This window comes from Acidaminococcus sp. (assembly GCF_057597765.1).
Map to the genome: position 1 here is coordinate 47,174 of NZ_DBMBXK010000009.1, position 22,864 is coordinate 70,037.

Below are 22,864 nucleotides of genomic sequence, written 5' to 3' on the forward strand. Positions count from 1 at the left end.
CGTAATCTCACGACCACATTTATTCTATTTGATTCGCCTCTTTACTTTCTTATAAAAATCAGGACAGATTGTTACCCCGTCCTCAAATAGACAGTCAAATACAGAGGCTTGTCCCGTATTTTTCAATTCTGTACAAACGGCGGGAATAATCCGGCTGGCTTCCTGATAAGTTATCTCCTGATATCCGAATGCATGAAATGTCTTTCGTACTGCGTTTTTGACTTCTACTGTCTTGTCGCTGGTTGCCTGATTGGTAAAAATATACCATTCTGCGGTTTGACAGGTATGCTGTTCCAACAGATAGAATACGGGAAGCAACGGACTCACAAATACAATCAGTTCATCAACAGTCCCGGCCAACCTCTGGAAAAGGGCCTGATCATCATCCAAATACGGCTGATCTGGGGCCAGCAGGATTTTGTATTCCCGATCCGGATAAAGATCAAAATTACACCAATCCAAAATGGAAAAATGAGGTAGACCTTTTTTCAAGACATCATAAAAGTCCAGAGGAGAATTTTCCTGAAAACGGCAGACCGTTTCTTTATACTTCCTATATTCTGCAGATTGCTGATACGCATAAGTCCCCCATGGTAAATTCCGGGGATAATATTGGTAAATTACCGAGATGTAATTTTTCATACAGCATACCTCTTCCCTGAGGATAGGTCACCAAGCTCTCGTTGAAACCTCCATCATAGTGCGTTTTTATAAGTTCAGCCTGCTTACCAAGTCGTTTTTTCCTATGATGACAATCCAGCGGTTGGGATTTGTTGCAGGTTCCGCCGTCAACACATATTCTCCCTTAGTTCCTTTTACTCCCCCACTCCGCTGATTGGTCTTCTTCATTTCCCAGCCGTTTTCCAAAAGACTGTTTTGAATCATATCCTGAGCTGCTTCCTGGGTAGCAGGGATGACCAAAGTCACTGAGAATTTTTGAGAGAGGAGTCCTTTGGTGTGGAGCGGATAAGGAGGTGCCGAACCATACTGGTTGCAGACAGGCAGTTCCATTACCGCCTGTTTCATCATTTTAGCATCCTGACGGAATCTCTCGGCAAAAAACAGCCGTCCGATTCCGGCTGCAGCCAGCCAGAGCAAGAAGGCAGCAAGGACCATATTCCAGATTGCTCTGCCTAGCGTTTTTCCCATAGACTTCACCCCTCTGCCTTTACTCTTCCTTTTGCCCAGTATACCCTGAAAGTATTTTTCTGACAATATTGCAGCGGCATTGTTCCAAGAGGCTATTGCATGCGCCACAGGCCCGTCAACGGTCAGCTGTCAATGGAGACCATCTGCCGAAGCAGATGCTTCTGAACGTAAAAATCGCAGGCCGGGGAGGGCGGGCCTGTGGCTCGCCCCTACTCCGTTGGAGTCGATGGTTGTTTGTTCGATTGGCTGGACGGGATTGACGTTGAACCGACGAATGCGACGGGCCGACAGATGTACGAATCTCTGACCCCAACGATGTAGGGGTTCCCCCCATGCCCGATGGTGGAGGCATGAGGTCCTGAAAGGACCGAATACCTGGGCAGAGGGTACGGAACCTCCGGCCGGAAATGCAGCAACGTATACTGCAATCATCATATTCCTGACCAGTTCAGCCAGGCTCGGGCTGACGTCCATTGCTTTTTCAGGACAAAGGTGCCAGCCCACGCACTTGTTATCCGCCCTTTGCAAGGGCGGGGGTATCCATGCGCAGCATGGGTGGTGGGTTAGCAGCGCCAGCTGCGTTTCCATTTAAAAATTTGCCTGCAAATTTCACCTTCGGCTCCAGACTTCAGACTCCAGACTTGAGCCGCTATGCGGCTCTACAGCTAGAGGGTGCTGCACAAAATGTGCAGCACCCTCTCTTTTCACGCATATTCCTCTCCATCCCACAGGACGATGGTCCCGGTTTCCAGGGACTTGGGCACGTTGATGATCCGCTGGTTTTCGCTGCCTTTGAAACGCAGGTTCAGGTTCTTTTTGCTTTCCACAAATTCCCCGTCCACCAGCACATCCAGGTACCCCAGCATCTCCCGGGTAATGGCCGGGTCCCCCAGCTTTCCGGCCAGCATGTCGTGGTCGAAAAGATAGCCGCTGTAGCACCAGATGGTCTTTTTCGGATACCGCTCCCGGATGTGCCGCAGCACCCCCACCAGCACTTCCTGGTTGGCCGGTTCGAAGGGTTCCCCTCCCAGAAGGGAGAACCCCCTGATGTACTCCGGTTCCAGGTCTTCCAGGATTTCCTGCAGCTGGGCCTGGGTAAAGGGCTTGCCGAAGGCGAAATCCCAGGTTTCCTGGTTGAAACAGCCTTTGCAGTGGTGGGTGCAGCCGCTGACGTACAGGGAAACCCGTACCCCGGGGCCGTTGGCCACGTCACATTTTTTGATGGTTGCGTAATTCAACGAAAAGCCCCCTTACAGATGCAGCACTCTGGATTTGATTTCTTTGGTCTTCCCCACGTTCCAGAAGTTTTCTCCCAGATAGCCGCAGGTCCGCCGGGTCACGTTCATCTTGGACTGATCCTTGTTGTGGCACTGGGGGCATTCCCATTCCAGATTGTCGTTGATCTGGATTTCCCCGTCAAAGCCGCACACCTGGCAGTAGTCGGATTTGGTGTTGAACTCCGCGTACTGGATGTTGTCGTAGATGAACCGGACCACATCCTCGATGGCGGTGGGGTTCTTCTTCATGTTGGGAATTTCCACATAGGAAATGCAGCCGCCGGAGGAAATAGGCTGGAACTGGGCTTCGAACTTGAATTTGCTGAAGGCGTCGATAGGTTCCCGCACATCCACATGGTAGGAATTGGTGTAATATCCTTTGTCGGTAATATCCTTGATGGTTCCGAACCGTTCCTTGTCGATCCGGGCAAACCGGTAGCACAGGGATTCTGCCGGCGTGCCGTACAGGGCAAAGCCCAGGCCGGTCTGTGCCTTCCAGTCGTCGCAGGCTTTCCGCAGCCGCTTCATCACCCGCATGGCGAATTCTTCCCCTTCAGGAGTGGTGTGGCTGCAGCCTTTCATGGCCTTGGTGCATTCGTACAGGCCGATGTACCCCAGGCTCAGGGTGGAATAGCCCCCTTCCAGCAGCTTGTCGATGGTTTCCCCTTTCTTCAGACGGGCAATGGCGCCGTTCTGCCAGTGGATGGGGCTTACATCGCTGCGTATCCCCTTCAGGGCATTGTGCCGGACCATCAGAGCATCGTAGCACAGTTCCAGCCGTTCATCCAGCAGCTTCCAGAACTTTTCCTCGTCCCCTTTGGCCAGGATCCCGATCTGGGGCAGGTTCAGGGACACAACCCCCTGGTTGAACCGGCCTTCGAACTTGTAGTTGCCCTTTTCATCCTTCCAGGGAGACAGGAAGGACCGGCAGCCCATGGGGGAGAACACGTTCCCCTGGTAGATTTCCCGCATCTTCTTGGCGGAAATATAGTCCGGATACATCCGTTTGATGGAGCACTGGACCGCCAGTTTGGTCAGGTAGTCATATTTGCCGCCTTTCAGGCAGTTGAATTCATCCAGCACATAGACCAGTTTGGGGAAGGCCGGGGTCACATAGACGCCCACTTCGTTTTTGATGCCTTCCAGCCGCTGCCGGAGGATTTCCGCAATGATCTGGGCATTTTCTTCGATGTATTCGTCATTGGGGTCCAGGTGCAGGAACAGCGTCACAAAGGGAGACTGCCCATTGGTGGTCATCAGGGTGTTGATCTGGTACTGGATGGTCTGGACGCCGCTGGCCAGTTCGTCCTTCATCCGGCTGTCCAGGATGGCTTCCATTTCTTCTTCCGGCAGCTGGCCATGGGTAGTTTCAATCAGGCGCTTGCGGAATTTTTCCCGGCTCCGGCGCAGATATTTGCCCAGGTGGGACACGTCCACGGACTGGCCGCCATACTGGGCGGACGCCACGGAAGCGATGATCTGGGTCATAACGGTGCAGGCCACCTGGAAGCTCTTGGGGCTTTCGATCAGTTTGCCGTGCATCACCGTGCCGTTGTCCAGCATATCCCCCAGATTCACCAGGCAGCAGTTGAACATGGGCTGGATGAAGTAATCCGCATCATGGAAGTGGATTTCCCCCAGGTCATGGGCCTTGGAGATCTTCTCCGGCAGCACTACCCGGCGGGTCAGGTCACGGGATACTTCCCCGGCGATCAGGTCACGCTGGGTGGATACCATCACTGCATTCTTGTTAGAGTTCTCCTCCATTACGTCCTTGTTCTTGTTGCTGATCAGGCTCAGGATGGAATCATCGGTGGTGTTGGCCTTCCGGACCAGGGCCCGGTTATACCGGTAGATGATATAAGCCTTGGCCAGTTCATAATGGCCCCGGACCATGATCTGTTTTTCCACCATGTCCTGGATGTCTTCCACCAGCAGTCTCTTTTTATTTTTATGCTCTACGAAGGAAGCTATCTCTTCGATGTCTTCCTGTCCCAGCCGTTCTTTTTCTTCCACTGCCTTGTTGGCTTTGGATATGGCAGTGACGATCTTGTTCCGGTCAAAAGAAACCGTGGATCCGTCCCGTTTGATAACCTTCATGGCCGCTCCCCCTTAGAATATTTGTTGATAATTTACCGTATTTAAGAATAACTATCCTTATTATACATGAAAAACTGCAACTGTACAAATCCTTTTTCCAGTTCCGCACTTGTCGCTGATAGATATGATACACCAAAACTCCCGTTTCAGCAACTATATCTTGTGGCAAAAATCGTTTTATACCCCAAAAGAACACTATAGATAGTGTGTTTCCTTGGAAAGCACGGCTGTTACGTTTTTTCGCGCTCCAAGCTCTTTCCGTACCGGGACAGTCCAGGACCCACCCAAAGAAAAAGAGGACGGAATGGGCTTCTCCGTCCTCTTTTACAGATTTTCAAGTTTACAGTGAAACCAGGTGACACTCTCCGGTCACTTGTCTTCGGCAGCCAGCCGTTCCTGGAATTCCTGCCGGATGGCGGCCAGTTCTTCCGGATTCTCCACCAGTTCCAGAACCGTATCCGCCAGGATCTTGGCCCCAAAGGCCACGGCCTTGTGGGCGGCTTCACTTTTCCCGGCAGCAATGAATTCCGGGGAATGGGAACTGGTGCCGTCTGGCACAAAGGCCACCCGGATGCAGGACCCGGGGACCCGGTGCATTACATTGGCAAAATCCGTGGATCCGGTGCGCTGCCGGGGAGGCTGACAGTTGGGGGCCTGAAGTGCCCGGGCATGCTTCATCAGAATGTCGTTGAGCTGAAGGTTGGGGATCTTGTTATCCAGGATTTTTCCCACTTTGGCCTCCACTTCCGTTTCCGTCATCAGAGCCGCCCCCTGGAAGATCTTTTCCAGCCGGACCATCAGTTCCTTCACCGCTTTTACAGTATTGGCCCGTACCATCACCTGGGCTTTGGTGAGACTGGGCACCACATTGGCGGCGGTGCCGCCTCCGTCGGTAATGTTGTAATGGAGCCGCACATCGTCAGTCACATGCTCCCGGAGACATTCCATGCCGTGGAAGGCCAGGCACATGGCATCCAGACTGCTCCGGCCCGCTTCCGGTTTCAGGGCCGCATGGGCGGCTTTTCCATGGTAGGTCATGTCATATTCTGCATTGGCCAGGCATTTGATGTCCGTCTGGGTGGCCGGCCCCCCGTGCATCATCAGGGCCACATCCAGCTCTTCAAAGGTACAGCCGTTCCGGATCATAATGTATTTGCCGCTGATGTTTTCTTCTCCGGGAGTCCCGTACACCGTCAGGGTAAAAGGATTGTCCCCGGCTGCCTGCCGGATGGCCTCTGCCGCCCCCAGGATCGCCGGTCCCTGCATCTGATGGCCGCAGCCATGGCCCATGCCCGGCAGGGCGTCGTATTCGCACAGGAGCCCCAGATTGGGTCCCCCTTCTCCGTTTTTCCACACAGCCCGGAAGGCGGTCTCCAGGCCCCCGATGCCCCGGGTCACGGCAAAACCGTGGGCTTCCAGCCAGTCCGTCAGCAGTTTGCTGGCAAACACCTCATGAGGTCCGATTTCCGGATGGTCAAAAATGGCATCTGCCATGTCCGTCAGTTCTTTTGCATGTCCGTCCACCCAGTTATTGGCCCGGGCAATCATTTCATCCAGCATCTTTTTCTCCTTCCGCAGGTCCCTGACCGATTTTCTCTCCGGTCACCCACTCTGCACTCTTCACTCTTCACTCTTCACTCAAAGTATCACATAGGTCCCAGATGGATGAACTGGGCGATAGAGGCCAGGATACAGCCTACAATCAGCCAGATCAGGAACAGTTTCCACATGAACCGCATCCACCGGTCATAAGGGATATTGGTAACACTCAGGGTCCCCATGAGGGCGGTGGAGGTGGGCAGCACATAGTTGCAGAATCCGTCCCCGAAGTTGAAGGCCAGCACCGTGGTCTGCCGGGTCACCCCCAGCACATCCGCCAGAGGGGTCAGGATGGGCATCACTGCCACCGCCTGGCCGCTGCCGCTGGTGAGGAAAATGTTGATGACGGTGTTGGCCAGGACCATCCCCGGTGCGATTACCACCGCCGGCAGCCCTTCCAGCAGGGAGGACAGACTGTGGACGATGGTGTAGGTAATCTTCCCGTCATTCATAATGGTGCTGATGGCAGTGGCCATGCCGATGATGTAGGCGGCTCCCAGCATCTGTTTGCTGCCGTCGATGAGATCTTTGCACATTTCATTGGCACTGGCGCCGCTGACCAGGTCCGCCACCACCGCGTACACCAGGAACAGGGCGGACATTTCGCTCATACCCCATTTCAGGGCAATGGCTCCGTAAATGATCACCACAAAAGTAATGACAAGGAGCACCAGGGGCAGTACTTTGTTCCGGTCCAGGATGCCGGTCTTTTCCAGATCCATGGCATCTCCGGAAGCCTTTGCCTCCTGATCCAGATCGTACATGGGGCTCAGTTCCGGACGGGCCTTCACCTTTTTGGCATACCGGATCAGGAAAATATTGGTGACGATATAATAGACCACAAAGCAGAAGGCCCGGTATCCCAGCCCGGAATAAGGGGGCAGTTCCGCAATGTTCTGGGCCACCACCGTGGTGTACATGTTCAGGGTGCCGGTGGAAAACCCGATGGCCCCGCCCAGGAGCATAATGGCCGCCCCGGTGAGAGAATCCAGCCCCATGGCCATGGCCAGCATCACCATGACCGGCGCAAAAGGAATGAAGGTGTTGGCTCCCTGGGTGGTGCAGATCAGCCCGAAAATCAGGGTGAGCACCGGGATGAACACATCCAGCCGGTCAGAGAACTTCCGGGCTCCCAGGGCCAGGATGGCCTGAAGGGAACCGGTTTTGGTCACCACATGGAAGGCGGACCCGGCCATAAGGATCACCATCACCAGGTCGATCCTTTTGCTGAAAGCCTGGATAATGTACAGGGGAATCTTCAGAGGATTGACCCCGGAACTTTTCACATAGTGGAAGGTAGCCGGATCCACCACCTTTTTCCCGCTGGCATTCTTCACAAAATCATACATCCCTGCGGGAATGATCCAGGTCAGGATCACCGCAGCTACAATCAGGGCAAAAATAATGATAAAGGTGTGAGGCACCTTCATCTTCTTCACCGTTTTCCCATTGGCCATACCAGTCACTTCCCTTTCCCCGGGCAATGCCCGGTCTGTTGTTGTTCTGATACCTGTATTGTACGGGGCATTGTGCGAAAATTCAAATTGTGGTATTTTATTAAGTGATAAATTTTTTCAATCGTTTTTTCAAACCCCTCTGCTGAAAGGAGTCCGGCCATGGTCCTGAATCTCCGCCAGCTGCAGTATCTCTGTACCCTGGCTGAAACCGGCAGCTACCATACGGCTGCCCGTAAACTGTACATTACCCAGCCTACCCTGAGCATTGCTGTGAAAAAGCTGGAAGAACGGCTCCATCAGACGCTGTTCACCCGCCAAAGCAAGCAGGTGGTGCCCACCGAAGCCGGAGAACTGGTGCTGGCAGCCGCCCGGGAGATGCTGGCCCTGGACCGGGAGCTGGAAGGAAGGCTCCAGGCCCTCCAGGAAAACCGAAAAGACCGGCTGCGGATCGGTACCTATCTGATTTTTTCGGCCCTGCTGATGCCCACTTTAATGACTCAGTTCCACAAAAGCCATCCCCAGGTGGAACTCCGGCTCCAGCACAGGCACTATCAGGAACTGATCCAGGATCTGGCCCGGGACCAGTTCGATCTGATCCTTTGCTTCCAGGATGCTCCAAATCCCGATTTTGTCTGCCGCAGGCTCCGGCAGGAAGGATTCCTGGTGGTATTGCCGGCGGACCATCCTCTCTGCCAAAAGGCCCGTCCCCTGCCCGACAGCCGTTTCCCCTATCTGCCTGGAGAACTGCTGAAAGAAGAAACGTTCCTCCTCCAAAGCCACAGCCAGCAGATCCGGCTCCAGGAAGACAAACTGCTGGCAGATCTGGGAAAAATTCCCCGTACCAGGGAAATCGAAAACATTGAAACAGCCGTCCGCCTGGCTGCCGGAGGAATGGGCATCGCTTTCTGTATGGAATCCTACACCCAGGCCTTCCACACCTCCAAACCGGTCCGGTATTTCCGTACCGGGGACCCGGCCCGGTACCCCTGGCTTACCATCTGCTACAAAAAAGAAAAAGCCAAAAGCAAAAACCTCCAGGCCTTTGTGGACCTGATCCAAAAGACCGTGGAGGAGATATTGTAAAAGGGGGTGTTGCCTGCATAAGTAACACCCCTGTCAACGGTCAACTCCTTTACACCAGCCCCTTCTCCTTTGCCGCTGCCAGGAGTTTTTCCCGGAAGGCGGGATGGGCCACGCTGACCAGTTCTTTCACCCGTTCCTTTACCGAGGCCCCCCGCAGCCAGGCCACTCCATACTCAGTGACCACATAGTCTATGTCGTTCCGGGAGGTGGACACCACAGTTCCAGGACGGAAACAGGGGACGATTTTGGATTTCAGCACCTTTTCCCCCTTTGCATTCCGGACGGCATACACGGACCGGAGAGCCAGGATGGATTTCCCTCCGGGAGACAGCTGGGCCCCCTGGATGGTTTCCGTCTGGGCCCCGGTGGCGGAAAACTGGGCAAACCCCATGGATTCTGCGGCAATCTGCCCGGTAAGGTCGATTTCCAGCCCGGTGTTCAGGGACACCATGTTCCGATTCCGGGCGATGATCCTGGGTTCATTGGCAAAGGTCCCTCTGCGGAATATCACCCCCGGATTCCCGTCCAGAAAGTCATAGAGCTTCTGGGACCCGTTGGCAAAGGCGCAGAGGGAGACTCCCTCCTGGAACCCTTTCCGGCTGTTGTCCACGGCTCCGCACCGGATCAGGTCCATCAGGCTGTCACTGAACAGCCCGGAATGGATTCCCAAATGATGCCGGACCTTCAGTTCTTCTGCCACAGCGCTGGGAATGTGCCCCACCCCCAGCTGGAGGGTGGATCCGTCCGGGATCAGTTCCGCCACCTGGGCGGCAATCTTCCGGTCCAGGTCCCCCAGACCGGGCACCGGGGATACGGGAGGCTTCCGGTCCGTTTCCACAAAGGCTGTGACCTGGGAAATGGGCAGCAGGGTATCCCCCCAGGTCCGGGGAAAATGGGGGCTTACTTCCAGGAGCACCACCGCTCCCCGGTCTATGATGTCCCGTTCGAACAGGGCGGACAGGGACAGGGAAAAATACCCGTGGGCATCCATGGGAGAAGCCGTAGCCAGGAATACCGGCCGCCGGTTCCGGGCCTCCACCCGCTGGAGAGTCTTCCGGACAAGGCTGGTGGATCCGGCGGGAAGGAAGCTGCACAGACCTTCTGTATGAGCCTTCCGGGTGGGGGCACTGAAGAACCAGGACACATGGTCCAGGGTTCCGGCCATGGAGGGATCATGGTACCAGGGCAGATCCGCCATGGGCATACAGGAGTTGTAGGTAATGCCTTTCCGGCCCCGTTTTTTCAAGAGGGGCATGGCTTCCAGCAAAGTCACCGGCTCCGCCATGGCCTGGGCGGACAGCACATAGTCCCCGTCCCGGAGTTCCTCCAGCACTTCCCCTGCACTGTTTTTCCGTTTGCGATTGTATTCCTCTGAAAGGCTCATGGATGGTTTCTCCTTTGTTTTTTCTCCATTATACCAAAAAAAGAGGCTGTTGCCTAAGCAACAGCCTCTTTTAGAATTCTCTTACAGGCTTTCTGCGAAAGCTTCCAGAGCGGTCTGAGCCTGACCAAAGTCGCGTGTCATCTGGTCCACACCAATCTTCACATGAGGAATGTGATGTGCATCCAGAGCCTTCTTCAGATCAGGATATTCCATTTCTTCCGGATCGCAGAACTGCATCATGAATACCACAACGCCTTCGGCGCCGCTGTCTTTCACCAGCTGGCACACATGTTCAGCACGGGCGTTCTTGGCGAATTCCGGATCGTACAGCAGAACATCGTTCTTCTGTTTGGAGAAGTGTACGGCCAGAGCCTGGAGACCATTGTCCAGATCTTCCGGAGCGTCTACAGCGAAGCTGCGGCTTTCGTAAGCGCAGTCGTCAGCAGCCACGGCCAGTTTGTTGTCGTCCATGGCCTTCAGGATACCGGGCATGTTGTAGATGATGCCGGAAACAACCACTTTGTGGCCGTCGAACTTGCCGGCAGGAGCAGCTGCCAGTTCCTTGTTCAGTTCTTCCAGCTTTGCGGTGTATTCATCCTTCAGCATGAAGTAAGCGGCACGGAGGATGGCGGCACGGGTGGAAGCAGGGATCAGATCAGGATGTTCGTTGGCCAGTTTGCAGAATTCACGGCGGGCAGCACGGCTCTTGTTGTACACTTTGATGGCATTCAGGATGGCATCATTGGTGATTTCATGGCCGCAGATTTCTTCCAGATGGCCTTTCACTTCGTTGTAGGCATCATAGGTGAACTGCTTGCCGGCTGCAGTCTGACGAACCTGGGGATGAGCCAGGAAAATAACGGGCATCTTGTCCTTCATGGCCACTTTGATGTTCTGGCTCATGGGACGCAGGGTGTCGCACAGAACCGGGGTGATGATCCCGGACAGGCCGTCCAGGGTCCCGTCCAGCAGCATTTCCAGGGACTGCTGAGCCAGGGTGCAGTAGAAGGAAGCACAGTATTCCTTGGAACGGATTTCCTGCTTGCCGTTGCAGCCCCATACGCCCATGGGAACCATGCCTGCAGCATAGACCAGTTCTTCAGGCACATAGTAAGGCATGCAGCCAATGGCTTTTTTGCCCTGGGCTTTATAGTTGGCCAGCATGGTCTTCGGGCTGGCAGATACTTTTTTGAACTCTTCAATAAGTGCACTGATAGCCATTGTTATTTCCCCTTCTTTTCATCATTTGCTTCCATGGCTTCGACCAAGCCCTGAACACGGGTCTCATACTGAGCCGCGTTGAAGTTTCTCGGGTCAGCCTGGTCACCGTCGAATCCAGCAGTGGGGATACCCATGTCTTTGGTGAAACGACGCTGCATTTCAGGCATGTAGCCGCTCCAGGGTTTGCAGGACCGGTTGTAATGAACCAGTACCCCATCAACCTTGTTGTCCCGGATCAGGCCTTCACGCCAGGCAACACCCTGTTCAATGCTGACAGAGTTCGGAGCCTTGCAGTAGGCTTTGACCAGTTCGTCCAAGTTGTTGTACACGAACCCGAAAGCAGGGGCATACACAACGCCGGTGATGTTCAGGCCGTTGGCTTTCAGCGGTTTGAACAGGTTCGGCAGTTTCGGCCAGCAGGGGATCCCTTCGAACATGATACGATGCTGTTCTTTGAAGGGAGCGGTGGAAGTGCCTTCCTTCACATGCTGTTCCAGTTCCTTGGCCAGCAGTTCGAAAGCTTCAGCAGCTTCCACACGGCCACGGGCGGTTACCACGTCAGCCATATGGTTGAACAGGTCGAACCCGTTGAACGGAGCCGGTTTGTACTGCAGATAGTCGCAAACCTTCAACCAAGCTTTGGCGGTACGGTTGGCGTTCTGGCAGCACTGTTCGAATTTGTCTTCATCGAACTTCTTGCCGGTGATTTCTTCCATTTGACGGATGGCCGTATCCAGCTGGGACCGGATGTATTTTACGTTGGCTTCGTTTACATGGTCGAATTCGTTGTAAGGAACGTCGATCATGATCAAAGGAATGTTGTGCCGACGGGCAATGTCTTCATACCATTTGGTCATGCAGTTGCAGATGTTGTTGCAGCACAGCAGGAAATCCGGCTGAGGCATGGTCATCTGACGGTATTTGTGCAGTGCGTTCTGACGGCGGGTCTTTTCTTCCCCTTCCGGCAGGGCAGCGATTTCATAGATGTTGTCTACCGTAGCATAGGGTTTCAGGGTCTTGGGATCGATCACGGGTTTGCCGTTTTCGTCGAAGACTTTCTTCCCATCGGCATCTTTCATCTGTTTCCCGCTGTTGGGGTTGATGACATAGTTGCCGTCTTTGTCCATCTTATTGGCACCGCGGAAACCTGCGGAATAAGCCAGGGAAATACGGGCATAGCCGCAGATATCGTTGTCGTACCCCATATCTTCAGCAGCCTGGCACATCACTTCGCCGTCACGGTTGGCAGCGATGCCGGCAGCCTGGTTTTCAGGATACCCTACATGCAGACCGAAAGATTCTGCCAGTTCGCAGGGGAACTTGGAAGAGGACCAGCCTACTTTTTCTCCTCTTTCTTTGGCTTCCCGCAGTTCTCTGTAAACCTTTTCAACAACATCTCTCAATGCCTGAACGCCAGGGCTTACTTTCTTTGGCATAATGATCCTTCCTTCTTTACATGGTATGCAGCTTATTTGGCTGCTTTTTTATACGCGTACAAAGCGGCACCCAGGGCGCCGTTGTACTGAGCCAGGGGAGAAGTCTTGATTTCCACACCAAGGCCTTCTTCCAGAGCCTCTCTCACGCCATAGTTCTGGGCCACACCGCCGGTCATCACAACATCCTTCACAACCCCCACCCGGTTGGCAAGGCCAATGACACGGCTGGCCACGGAACGATGGATCCCGGCAATGATGTCGTCCTTGTCGGTTCCTTTGGACAGCTGGCTGATGACTTCACTTTCAGCAAATACGGTGCAGGTGGAGCTGATGGCCACCCGTTTGGTGGATTTGGCTCCCAGTGCAGCCAGGTCAGAAACCTTCACTTCCAGGATATTGGCCATAACATCCAGGAAACGGCCAGTACCGGCAGCGCATTTATCATTCATCTGGAAATTGGTCATGGTCCCGTTTTCCACATGGATGACTTTCACGTCCTGACCACCGATATCGATGACCGTATGGACGTTGGGCCAGATAAAGCTGGCGCCCATGGCATGACAGCTCAGTTCGCTCATCTGCTTGTCGGCAATGCCTTCCAGCGAATTGCGCCCGTAACCGGTAGCCAGGGTAAAGGCCATGTCTTCTTTTTTCATGTGGGCATTTTCCAGGACTTCCGCAATAGAACGTGCGGGACCGGAAGTTCCGGTCCCCACGTCTACCAGGGATTTTGCCACGATCTCTTTTCCGTCTTTCAGGATAATGCACTTGGATGCAGTAGATCCAACATCGATTCCCAAGGTATAGATACTCATTAAAACAGTTCCTCCGTAAGGATTATTTCTTTACGAAAGTCTCGAACTCTCTGATGGCACGAGGCAGCAGCATCTGATGGAACGGGCAGATGCTTTCCGGATTCTGATAAGCAGCTTCCGTGAAGGCTTCCACATACCCGCGGATTTTGTTCATGTCTACGATTTCGTCTACCAGACCCAGTTCGGCGCAGACTTTCGGACGAGATTTGGTGTAGAAAGCCTGGATCAGGTTGTTCATCTTGTCGATGGTCGGCTGCAGATCCTTGCCGGCTTTCCGGTCTTTGGCCAGTCTCCGGGAGTACATGGCGGTAGCGGCGGTTTCACCGTTCATAACGGCGATTTCTGTAGCGGCCGTACCGATGGAGAAGGCGTTGGTATCGTTGCCCTGAGGCCCGCCCAGTACATAGTGTGCAGCAGCGGTGCCCTTTCTCAGGGTGATTTCGAATTGAGGGATGTGGGAAGTCTGGATGGAGTAGATCAGGGACTGGCCCAGACCCAGCAGTTCAGCCTTTTCCGCATCGTTGCCCACATCGATCCCGGTGGTGTCCTGGATCCAGACAATGGGCAGACGGTCTCTGGCGCAGAGAGTGACGAATTCATTCATCTTCACCAGACCCTGACGGTACAGCTTGCCGCCGATACCCACAGAGCCGGCAGCCTTGTATTCAGGGTAGTTCATCAACAGGCCCTGGACGTTGGCCACAACGCCCACCAGCAGGCCGTTGACTTTGGCCAGGCCGGTAACCATTTCAGGACCGTAGCCTTTCTTGTATTCCCGCATTTCGCTGTTGTCGAACAGACGGCCGATAACATTGTAGATGTCATAAGCCCGTTTGTCGTTCAGGGGAACCATGGTGTACAGATCGTCAGCCGGGAATGCCGGTGCTTTCGGATCGTCCACCCGGAAGAATTCAGGATCGTATTTGGGCAGCATGCCTACATACTTCTTGATCCCTTCCAGAACGCCTTCTTCGGAAGCATAGACTTCCCGGATGAAACCGGTTTCGGTGTAGTGGATGTCGACAGCTCCCGGAGGTTCGGTCTTGCCGGTACGGTCCACCATGTCAGCGATTTCGTTGGCATATTCCAGGTCCACATGGCCTTTGGGGTTCATGCCGCCCATAATGCCGGCGCCGCCTACAGCCATGTTGGCTTTTTCATGGGCAATGATCACCGTGGGGCTGATGGAATGATAGCCGCCGCCGGCAGGGTTGGTGCCGTAGATGCCCACGATGACGGGAATGCCCAGCTGGTTCAGTTCAGCGTTCCGGAAGAAGGGAGTACCGCCGCCACGACGGTTGGGGTATACCTTTTCCTGTTCGTCGAACTTAACGCCGGAGCAGTTCAGCACATACACCAGAGGCACGTGCAGGGTCTTGGCAGTGTCGGAAGCCCGCAGCAGGCATTCAGCCTGGCCAGGGACCCAGGCGCCGGCCAGCTTCTTGTTGTCGGAAGCCACCACTACGCACCATTTGCCGTTTACACGGCCCAGGCCCTTGACGATGGCCACGGAGCCGTTCTTGTTGCCCTGAGGATTGAACAGGGTGTTCAGGGGTCTCCAGGAGCCCGGTTCCACCAGTTTTTCAATTCTCTGGAGAGCGGTCAGTTCCCCTCTCTTGTTTACATCAGCATCTGCCTTGCCGGCTTCCTGAGCGGCTTTGATCAGCTGATGGATCTCTTCTTCGATCTTTTTCAGCTGTTCTTCATTGGCGGCATCCACCTTTTTCAGGGGTTTGCCCACCTGAGGCATTTGTTGGAAATATCTAGGCATAGAGTAAAAACCCATTTAACTTCTTCCTCCCGAATGTCTTATTTTGCTTCCGGAGCAGGGACTTTGATGAAAGCCTGGCCCGGGTCGATTTCTTCACGGATCAGTTTGATAACTGCCGGATCCGGAGCTTCCAGTTCCACAGCCTTGGATACATCCAGGTCGAACCCGGTGTTTTCCAGGACGTCTTCCGGAGAAGAAGTGGGATAGTAGGCAGCCAGATACATCCGTTTGGTCTTTTCGTCGAATTTCAGGATCCCTTTGTCGGTTACTACCAGCTGAGGTCCAACATCGCCGGGCAGACCCAGTCTTTCACGTCCGCCAGGGCCGTCGATCCAGCCCGGGCTGGTCACATAGTCGATTTTCTGCATGAATCTGCGTTTTTCATGCTGCATCATAATGATGGTGTTGGAATAGGTGGCAATGCCGTTAGCGCCGCCGGACCCGGTGAAACGGGTTTTCGGATGATGGTAGTCGCCGATGGAGGTGGAGTTCACGTTGCCGTAGGGGTCGATCTGAGCGCCGCCGATGAAGGCGATCAGACGGTTGGCCTTGTGCAGGTATTCGTTGATTTCGAAGCCGACGAACCGGACATTCGGCCAGATGCAGCCGCAGTGAGCCATGAACCGCAGGTCACCAACGGAACGGGGAACTTCCACAGGGGAGCAGTCCATCAGACCGCTTTCCACGATGATGTGGCAGTCAGGAGCATAAACTCTCTTGGCCACGCTGGCGCCGATCAGAGGCAGACCGGTACCAACCGTTACAACCTGACCATTTTTGATCTGTTTGGCAATGGTCACAGCCTGCATTTCCTTATTGGTATAATTCGTGTAATCAGCCATTGTTATTTGTCCTCCTTCGTCATGTCAATGTGATAGCCCAGACCGGGAACAACCTTCAGGTTGATCAGACGAGTGGCACCCAGTTTGTTCAGGTATTCGTCATGATCCTTCAGGTCGAACACCCATTCTTTGCAGAAAGCATCGAAGTCTTCCTGGGTCTTGGAGACCTGGTCATAGACTTTCAGGAACGGGTTGTCGTAGTCATACAGGCCATAGCACTGAGACGGATGAGCACCGTAAGGAGCCAGGACAACGGCATCTACGCACATGCCGGGAATGTCGTTCTTGGTGGGATCTCTTCTGATTTCTTCATTGGAGATGATCTCTTCGCAGGTAACGATGGTGTATTTGGCTGCTTCCGCAATATCCACATCCTGGAATTTGCCGCCCCAGATGCGTACGGTGCCATCAGGAGAAGCCTGCTGAGCGTGGATGATGGCCACATCGATCTGAGGAACAGGAACAGCCACCACTTTTTCACCCGGTTTGAAGGGGTTGTCGATGTATTTGAACTTGTCATCAGGAACTTTGTCCAGGGTCTTCCGGACTTCCTTGCTGATGCCCCATTCATCGGTGAGGCCGGAGCCCTGCATCAGGGTTACAGGCAGGAAGGGCAGGCCCAGAGCAGCGGCATGCCACATCATGTAGATAACATCCTGGGAATAGTCTTCCATGGTCAGCTTGCCGGCTTCGAACCATTTTCTGAACCGTCTGGAAACGTTGGTTACACCGGAGTTGGCGGTATAGCAGTTGATGTAGGCTTTCACACGGCCGTTGCCGATCAGCATATCCCAGTCGCCGCCGGCAGCACCGCCCAGACCGGTCAGGTCCGTGATGCCCTGTCTCAGGATTTCAAACACAGCCGCATAGGGTTTACGGTCAGTCGTAAAGCCACCCAGAGCAATGTGATCACCACTGTGCACATACTTGGCGATTGCGTCTTTTAACGTCATTACTTTACTCAAAGCAAAAACCTCCTTAAAATCCTTCCTAGTTTGTGAAACTGCCGGAATCCTCCTCTAAGAAATAACCATCCCCCTTTGTGAATATTTTTTACATTCGCATTCCGGCTGAACCTACTGTATTCAGTGTACGGAATGATTATAACACAAATAATTTTTTTTTTAAATCTCCCGGGAGATTATTTGTAGATTTTTTTGCAAATATATAAAAATTCTAATAACTTATGAGAAAATTTCTCTTTTTGCACCTTTTTTATTGCAAAAGTTACACAAAAAAGAAGGTGTTTTCTCTGAAACACCTTCTTTTTCTTCAACCATGCATTGTCAATACAGTTTTTTTTGCCGTTCCAGCCACTTTTGAGCCGCCTGGGCCAGCTGTTCCGGATTATTTTCCAGCATCCGGTCCTGGACCCGCCGGAGGAGCACCGGCATCAGCTCCTTCAACTGGTCCGGGCGGGCCCCCAGGGTCAGAGCGTCCTTCCCGGAAAAGTCCAGATCGGAGGTGTGGACGGGCATGAGATAGGCCATCTTCACCAACCGTTTTCCGTACATCTGGGCATGGATCACGTCATTCTGGGCCGCATTGGTGGCGGCCACATCCGCCACGCACACGGCCGTAAGCTGTTTGAAGGCTTCCGCCATCTCCTTGTTTACCCGGAAATGGCCGCTGCGGGCCTCCTTCCGGAGCCAGTGCCAGGTCTTGCTGTCCTCCTGGGCGCTGATGAACCCGAAGTGCATGTGGTTCTTCACCAGCCAGGCCACCCGGTCCACCACCTCCCGGGGCAGCTGGAGCCGTTCCAGGATCTGCCGGGCCAGGGCGGCGCCCACCACTTCATGGCCGTGGTCGCAGGGCTGTCCTTCTTTGTTGATGCCCCGGACCCCTTCCAGGCCCTTGGCCACGTCATGGAGCAGGATTCCCCATCCCACTTCCAGGCTCCGGTCCCCTTTGTCCAGGGCCACTGCCGTGTGCTTCCACACATCATAGGGATGGAACTGGGGGTTCTGGCCTAATCCCACCAGATGGATCAGTTCCGGCAGGATGGGCACCGTTTCATACTGGCCTTTCCGCCGGACCCGGCAGCTCTCCGCCGCCAGTCCGCTTTTCACCATCAGGTCCATGCCTTCTCCCGCATAGGTCCCCATGAGCAGCTTGTTCAATTCTGTCCGCACCCGCTCCAGAGACAGTCCCGGCACCTTCTTCAGGTTCCGGCCCATGGCAGGCAGGATGGAAGGATCCGGAGCAAAGCCCAGCTGTCCCACGAACCGGCAGGCCCGGAACATCCGCAGGGCATCTTCCGAGAACCGCCGGTCCGGATCCCCCACAGTGCGGAGAACCCGGCCCCGCAGATCATCCAGCCCCTGGAAGCAGTCGGTGATGTGTCCGTTCTGGTCCACCGCCAGGGCATTGATGGTGAAATCCCGCCGGCTCAGATCCTCTTCCAGAGTCCTGCAGTACCAGACTTCCGCCGGCCGGTGGGCGTCAGCGCTGCCGTAGGTTTCATTCCGGTAGGCGGCCACTTCCACCCCGTGGCGCTCCACCCGGAGGATCACCACCCCGAAGTTCTGTCCCAGCTCACTGACCACCGGGATCCCCGCGTCTTCCGCGGTCCGGAGGATCTGTTCCGGCCGGGCGTTGGTGACCACGTCATAATCGTCCGGGACCCGGCCCAGGAGCATGTCCCGGACAGCGCCTCCCACCACATGGGCTTCGAACCCATGGGACTGGAGCACATCCATAACGGTTTTCACATAGGATGGAATCGTCAGTTTCATTCCCGGTCACCCTCTCTTCCTGTCCCTTCCTGGTCTGCGGTCAGAAGGGTAAACACCCCGATTTCCAGGGATGGGTCGCTGGCCAGCTTCAGGGTGCAGTGGAATTCCCGTTCCATGTCCCCCAACCCCTGCTGGCGCAGCCAGCCGTATACCACAGGATGGACGGTAAGCAGCAGGCTGTGGCTCATCTTTCCCTGGAGGAACAGGCTCCGGAGCCGCCGGCGGATCTCCACATAGACGGTTTCCGGAGCTTCCACCCGGCCGCTGCCTCCGCACATGGGGCAGGTGGTGTACAGGATGCTGGACAGATTCTTCCGGGCCTTCATCCGGGTCATTTCCACCAGGTTCAGATGGGTCAGGTCGATGACCTTTGGCTTCATTTTGTCCCAGGCGAATTCTTTCTTCAGGATCTGGAGGATCTCCCCCTGTTCCTCTTCCCGGTCCATGTCGATGAAATCCGCCACGATGATGCCTCCGATGTCCCGGAGCCGGAGCTGCCGGGCGATTTCCCGGGCTGCTTCCCGGTTGGTGGCCATACTGGTGGCATCCCGGTCCGCTCCCGTGGAGAATTTCCCGCTGTTCACGTCGATGACGGTCATGGCTTCCGTATAGTCGAAGACCAGGTAGCCGCCCCCCGGCAGCCACACCACCCGGTCGGAAAGGCTTTCGATATCCTCATCCAGCCGGTAGAAGGTGAACAGGTCTTCTTTCCCCTTGTACAGCTTCACCTGGATCTGGGGCAGCCCCATGTCCCGGAGCATTTCCTGGAGCCGCTGACAGGTCTTCTCATCGTCCACGATGATCCGTTCCACCCGGTCCGTCACATAATCCCGGACCAGCCGGATGGCCAGGTCCAGTTCCCGGTACAGCAGCTGGGGTCCCCGGCCCACTTTGCTCCGGCGGACCAGCACCTCCCAGTTCCGGAGCAGCTGTTCCAGATCGGCCCGGATCTCGCTTTCCTCTGCATGGGCTGCTGCCGTCCGGAGCACCAGTCCCATATTTTCCGGCAGCAGCTCCCGGGCCCATTCCCGGAGCTCCTTCCGCTTGGTTTTGCAGCTGATCTTCCGGGACAGGCTCACCCGGCTGCCGTAGGGTTCCAGCACCACATACCGGCCGGGAAGGGTGATCTCCCGGGTCACCGCCGGACCCTTGTTCCCCCTGGCGTCCTTCACCACCTGGACCAAAAGCATCTGGCCTTCGGAGAGCTTTTCTCCCTTTTTCAGGGTCAGGAACCCGTTCTTCCCGGTGTTCAGGTCCACAAAGGCTGCCTGGATCCCGGGCACCACATTGCACACCCGGGCCCGGTACACATTGCCCACCAGGTTGTCGTTACTGCTCCGCTCCACCGCATAATCCCGGAGCCGGTCCTCTTCCACGGTGCCCATCCTGGTTTCTTCCGGACGGACACTGACAAAGATCGTATTCATGGCAGCCCTCAGCCTTCCCCGATCAGGGGAACCTTCCGGCCGGCTTCATCCCGGCTGTAAAGATCCACCCGGCGGATATCCGCCTGGACCACGGTGAGAGGGACCTGGAACTGGTCCTCCAGCACCTGGAGGAATTCCGACGCCTTCATGCTGCCGGTGGGGGTGATCCGGATATCAAAGGACAGGTCCAGGATTCCCTCCTGCCACCGGGCCTCCACCTGGGGAATGAAGTATTTCACATCGATGGTCTTGGGTTTCCCCTTGCCTTTTTTGTGGGTCTTGGTGTAGGGAACTTCCGGCGCAGCGGCAAAGGCGGCCAGCTGGGCAGAAGGATCGGCGGCACAGGGGACCTTCACCTGGTAGGAGGCACCCTGGGCCCGGGCCATGAGCTTGGGAGCCTTGTCATCGGTCAGGTCCCCCCGGACAATGTGGATGCCCATGGGCAGGGCCCGGGCGATCTTGTCCAGCAGCTCCTCCAGGGGCCGTTCTTCCGCCAGGCGGATTTCCGCAAACTCGCAGGAGCTGGTGACTCCCACGCTGAGGGCGGAGGCCAGGGAAAACTTCATATGGGGGTTGAACCCTTCCGAATAGGCCACCGGGATCCCGGACCGACGGAGGGCCTTTTCGATGCTCCTCTGGTATTCCAGATGGGAGATGAACCGGATCCCCGGTTCCTTGGTGATCTGCAGCCGCAGTTTCATACTTCTCCCTCCTTCCAGTCGATGATCTTCACGCCCAGTTTCTGGCAGACCCCGCAGCCGGTGCAGGTATCCCGGCGGCAGTCATGAGTCAGGGCCGCCTCCTGGGCTTTTTCGTATTCACTCCACAGGAACTGTCGGCTCACCCCGCAGCTGGTGTGTTCCCAAGGGAAGATTTCCTCTTTCCCCCGGGGCCGGCTGTTGTAGAAATCCGGGGTCAGGCCTGCATCGGCAATGGCCTGGGCCCACCGGTCATAATCGAAGAATTCCGTCCAGCTGTCGAATTTGGCGCCCCTCTGCCAGGCCAGGTAAATGGCCTTTCCCAGCCGCCGGTCTCCCCGGGCCAGGACCCCTTCCATCAGGCTGGTCCGGGAATCATGGTACTGAAAGTGGATGTTCTTCAGATTGGCAAAGGCGTTCTTCAGCAGCATGTGCTTCCGGTCAAATTCCCCCTTGGTGTTCTGGCCCACCCACTGGAAGGGGGTGTAGGGCTTGGGCACGAAGTTGGACACGCTGACAGTGACTTTGGCCCCCATGTGGCCGGTAACTTCCTTGTACTTCCACTGGACCTTCTGGGCCAGTTTGGCAATGGCCAGCACGTCTTCGTCCGTTTCCGTAGGCAGACCGATCATGAAGTACAGCTTCACCTGGGACCAGCCGTTTTCAAAGGCGGCCCCCACCGCGTTCATGAGATTTTCTTCCGTGACCCCTTTGTTGATCACATCCCGCATCCGCTGGCTCCCGGCTTCCGGAGCAAAGGTCAGGCCGCTTTTCCGCACCGCTTGGACTTCCTGGGCCAGCTTCACGGAGAAGCTGTCGATCCGCAGGGAAGGCAGGGACACGCTGACCCGGTCCTTCCGGAAATCTCCCAGCAGTTCCCGGATGAGAGGTTCCAGATGGGAATAATCCGCGGTGCTCAGGGAGAACAGGGAGATTTCGTTGTAGCCGGTGGCAGGTACCAGCTGTTTGGCCAGCTCCATCACCGTTTCCGGTTTCCGTTCCCGGACCGGCCGATAGATGATCCCGGCGTTGCAGAACCGGCAGCCCCGGCTGCAGCCCCGGAACAGTTCCAGCATGATCCGGTCGTGGACCGTGTCACTGTAGGGCACAATGGGATGGGTGGGGAAATCCAGCCCGTCCAGGTCCTGTTCCACCCGTTTGTACACCACTTCCGGCGCCGTGGGCTCCAGAGGCTTTTTCCCGGTAATAGTGCCGTCGGGACCGTAGGTGATTTCATAGAAAGAAGGTACGTAGACCCCCTGGATCCGGGACACCCGACGCAGGAAGCCAAGCCGGCCCCCGGGTTTGCCTTCCCGCTTCCAGTCCCGGTACAGCAGGGTCACTTCCTGGATGATCTTTTCCCCGTCTCCCAGCATGCAGAAGTCCAGGAAATCCGCCAGGGGTTCACTGTTGAACACGCAGCAGCCCCCGGCACATACAAAGGGATCCTCCAGGGTCCGGTCTTTGGCCAGGATGGGCACCCCGCCCAGGTCCAGCATGTTCAGGATGTTGGAATAGGACATTTCATACAGAAGGGTGAACCCCAGCAGGTCGAAATCCTTCAAAGGCCGGGTGTTTTCCAGGCTGGAGAGCACCAGCCCCCGTTCCCGCATTTTGGCTTCCATGTCCACCCAGGGGGCAAAGGCCCGCTCTGCCGCCACTTTGGGCAGCTTGTTGAGGATTTCGTAGAGGATCTTGTAGCCCAGATAGCTCATGCCGATTTCGTAGGTATCCGGGAAGGCCAGACAGAAGGAAACCTCCGTTTCCTCTTCCGGCTTTACGATGCTGCCGAATTCCATGCCGGTGTACCGGGCGGGTTTTTCCACAGCACTGAGTATGTCGATGGGTAAGTCTTTTCGCATAATATCTC

18 protein-coding genes are annotated in these 22,864 nt (G+C 55.5%); 1 reads left to right on the forward strand and 17 read right to left on the reverse strand.

Translation table 11 applies throughout. The features are described from left to right. Positions 1–24: 24 nt before the first annotated feature. The 6 genes from ACZOF8_RS07395 to ACZOF8_RS07420 all read right to left on the reverse strand — a co-directional run bounded on the left by ACZOF8_RS07395 (position 25) and on the right by ACZOF8_RS07420 (position 7,582). A complete protein-coding gene (locus ACZOF8_RS07395; protein ID WP_279127945.1) occupies positions 25–642 on the reverse strand; it encodes a hypothetical protein in 618 nt (205 codons plus the stop codon). 66 nt (positions 643–708) lie between these two features. Next, positions 709–1,149, reverse strand: a complete 441-nt coding sequence (locus ACZOF8_RS07400; protein WP_487426727.1) for a hypothetical protein — start codon at positions 1,147–1,149, stop codon at positions 709–711. A gap of 704 nt (positions 1,150–1,853) precedes the next feature. Next, positions 1,854–2,387: an anaerobic ribonucleoside-triphosphate reductase activating protein gene (gene nrdG / locus ACZOF8_RS07405; RefSeq protein ID WP_012939145.1), complete on the reverse strand. Its 534-nt coding sequence runs from the start codon at positions 2,385–2,387 to the stop codon at positions 1,854–1,856. Positions 2,388–2,399: 12 nt separating this feature from the next. Then, positions 2,400–4,526 (reverse strand): anaerobic ribonucleoside-triphosphate reductase, encoded by a 2,127-nt coding sequence (gene nrdD / locus ACZOF8_RS07410; protein ID WP_154487844.1) that lies wholly within the window; start codon positions 4,524–4,526, stop codon positions 2,400–2,402. 369 nt (positions 4,527–4,895) lie between these two features. Then, entirely contained in the window at positions 4,896–6,086 is a 1,191-nt protein-coding gene (locus ACZOF8_RS07415; RefSeq protein ID WP_487426728.1) for a M20 family metallopeptidase, read from the reverse strand. Positions 6,087–6,172: 86 nt separating this feature from the next. Next, a complete protein-coding gene (locus ACZOF8_RS07420; RefSeq protein WP_154487846.1) occupies positions 6,173–7,582 on the reverse strand; it encodes a YfcC family protein in 1,410 nt (469 codons plus the stop codon). Positions 7,583–7,741: 159 nt separating this feature from the next. Between ACZOF8_RS07420 and ACZOF8_RS07425 the strand changes: the two genes are divergently transcribed. Next, positions 7,742–8,665 (forward strand): LysR family transcriptional regulator, encoded by a 924-nt coding sequence (locus ACZOF8_RS07425; RefSeq protein ID WP_154487847.1) that lies wholly within the window; start codon positions 7,742–7,744, stop codon positions 8,663–8,665. 49 nt (positions 8,666–8,714) lie between these two features. On the opposite strand, the gene ACZOF8_RS07430 is transcribed toward ACZOF8_RS07425, so the two are convergent. From ACZOF8_RS07430 to ACZOF8_RS07480, 11 genes are all read right to left on the reverse strand, one after another. Further along, entirely contained in the window at positions 8,715–10,049 is a 1,335-nt protein-coding gene (locus ACZOF8_RS07430) for an acetyl-CoA hydrolase/transferase family protein (protein ID WP_487426729.1), read from the reverse strand. Between the two features lie 81 nt (positions 10,050–10,130). Further along, positions 10,131–11,270, reverse strand: coding sequence for a (R)-2-hydroxyglutaryl-CoA dehydratase subunit beta (gene hgdB, locus ACZOF8_RS07435; RefSeq protein ID WP_022487672.1), 1,140 nt, complete (start codon positions 11,268–11,270; stop codon positions 10,131–10,133). 2 nt (positions 11,271–11,272) lie between these two features. Further along, positions 11,273–12,706: a (R)-2-hydroxyglutaryl-CoA dehydratase subunit alpha gene (gene hgdA / locus ACZOF8_RS07440; RefSeq protein ID WP_022487673.1), complete on the reverse strand. Its 1,434-nt coding sequence runs from the start codon at positions 12,704–12,706 to the stop codon at positions 11,273–11,275. Between the two features lie 32 nt (positions 12,707–12,738). Continuing rightward, positions 12,739–13,521 (reverse strand): (R)-2-hydroxyglutaryl-CoA dehydratase activase HgdC, encoded by a 783-nt coding sequence (gene hgdC, locus ACZOF8_RS07445; RefSeq protein WP_022487674.1) that lies wholly within the window; start codon positions 13,519–13,521, stop codon positions 12,739–12,741. 22 nt (positions 13,522–13,543) lie between these two features. Then, positions 13,544–15,307 carry a sodium ion-translocating glutaconyl-CoA decarboxylase subunit alpha gene (gcdA, locus tag ACZOF8_RS07450; protein ID WP_022487675.1) on the reverse strand — a complete coding sequence of 588 codons (1,764 nt, stop codon included), beginning with the start codon at positions 15,305–15,307 and terminating at the stop codon, positions 13,544–13,546. Positions 15,308–15,330: 23 nt separating this feature from the next. Then, positions 15,331–16,134 carry a glutaconate CoA-transferase subunit B gene (gctB, locus tag ACZOF8_RS07455; protein ID WP_022487676.1) on the reverse strand — a complete coding sequence of 268 codons (804 nt, stop codon included), beginning with the start codon at positions 16,132–16,134 and terminating at the stop codon, positions 15,331–15,333. A gap of 2 nt (positions 16,135–16,136) precedes the next feature. Further along, positions 16,137–17,099, reverse strand: coding sequence for a glutaconate CoA-transferase subunit A (gene gctA, locus ACZOF8_RS07460; protein ID WP_022487677.1), 963 nt, complete (start codon positions 17,097–17,099; stop codon positions 16,137–16,139). A gap of 321 nt (positions 17,100–17,420) precedes the next feature. After that, positions 17,421–18,869: a CCA tRNA nucleotidyltransferase gene (locus ACZOF8_RS07465; RefSeq protein WP_154487849.1), complete on the reverse strand. Its 1,449-nt coding sequence runs from the start codon at positions 18,867–18,869 to the stop codon at positions 17,421–17,423. Continuing rightward, positions 18,866–20,296 (reverse strand): Rne/Rng family ribonuclease, encoded by a 1,431-nt coding sequence (locus tag ACZOF8_RS07470; protein ID WP_022487679.1) that lies wholly within the window; start codon positions 20,294–20,296, stop codon positions 18,866–18,868. The genes ACZOF8_RS07465 and ACZOF8_RS07470 overlap by 4 nt, the downstream gene beginning before the upstream one ends. 8 nt (positions 20,297–20,304) lie before the next feature. Then, the gene (locus ACZOF8_RS07475) at positions 20,305–20,997 is read right to left on the reverse strand and encodes a TIGR03936 family radical SAM-associated protein (protein ID WP_022487680.1); all 693 of its coding nucleotides are present in this window, start codon (positions 20,995–20,997) and stop codon (positions 20,305–20,307) included. Next, the gene (locus ACZOF8_RS07480; protein ID WP_022487681.1) at positions 20,994–22,856 is read right to left on the reverse strand and encodes a TIGR03960 family B12-binding radical SAM protein; all 1,863 of its coding nucleotides are present in this window, start codon (positions 22,854–22,856) and stop codon (positions 20,994–20,996) included. Before ACZOF8_RS07480 ends, ACZOF8_RS07475 begins: the two co-directional genes overlap by 4 nt. Between the last annotated feature and the right edge of the window lie 8 nt (positions 22,857–22,864).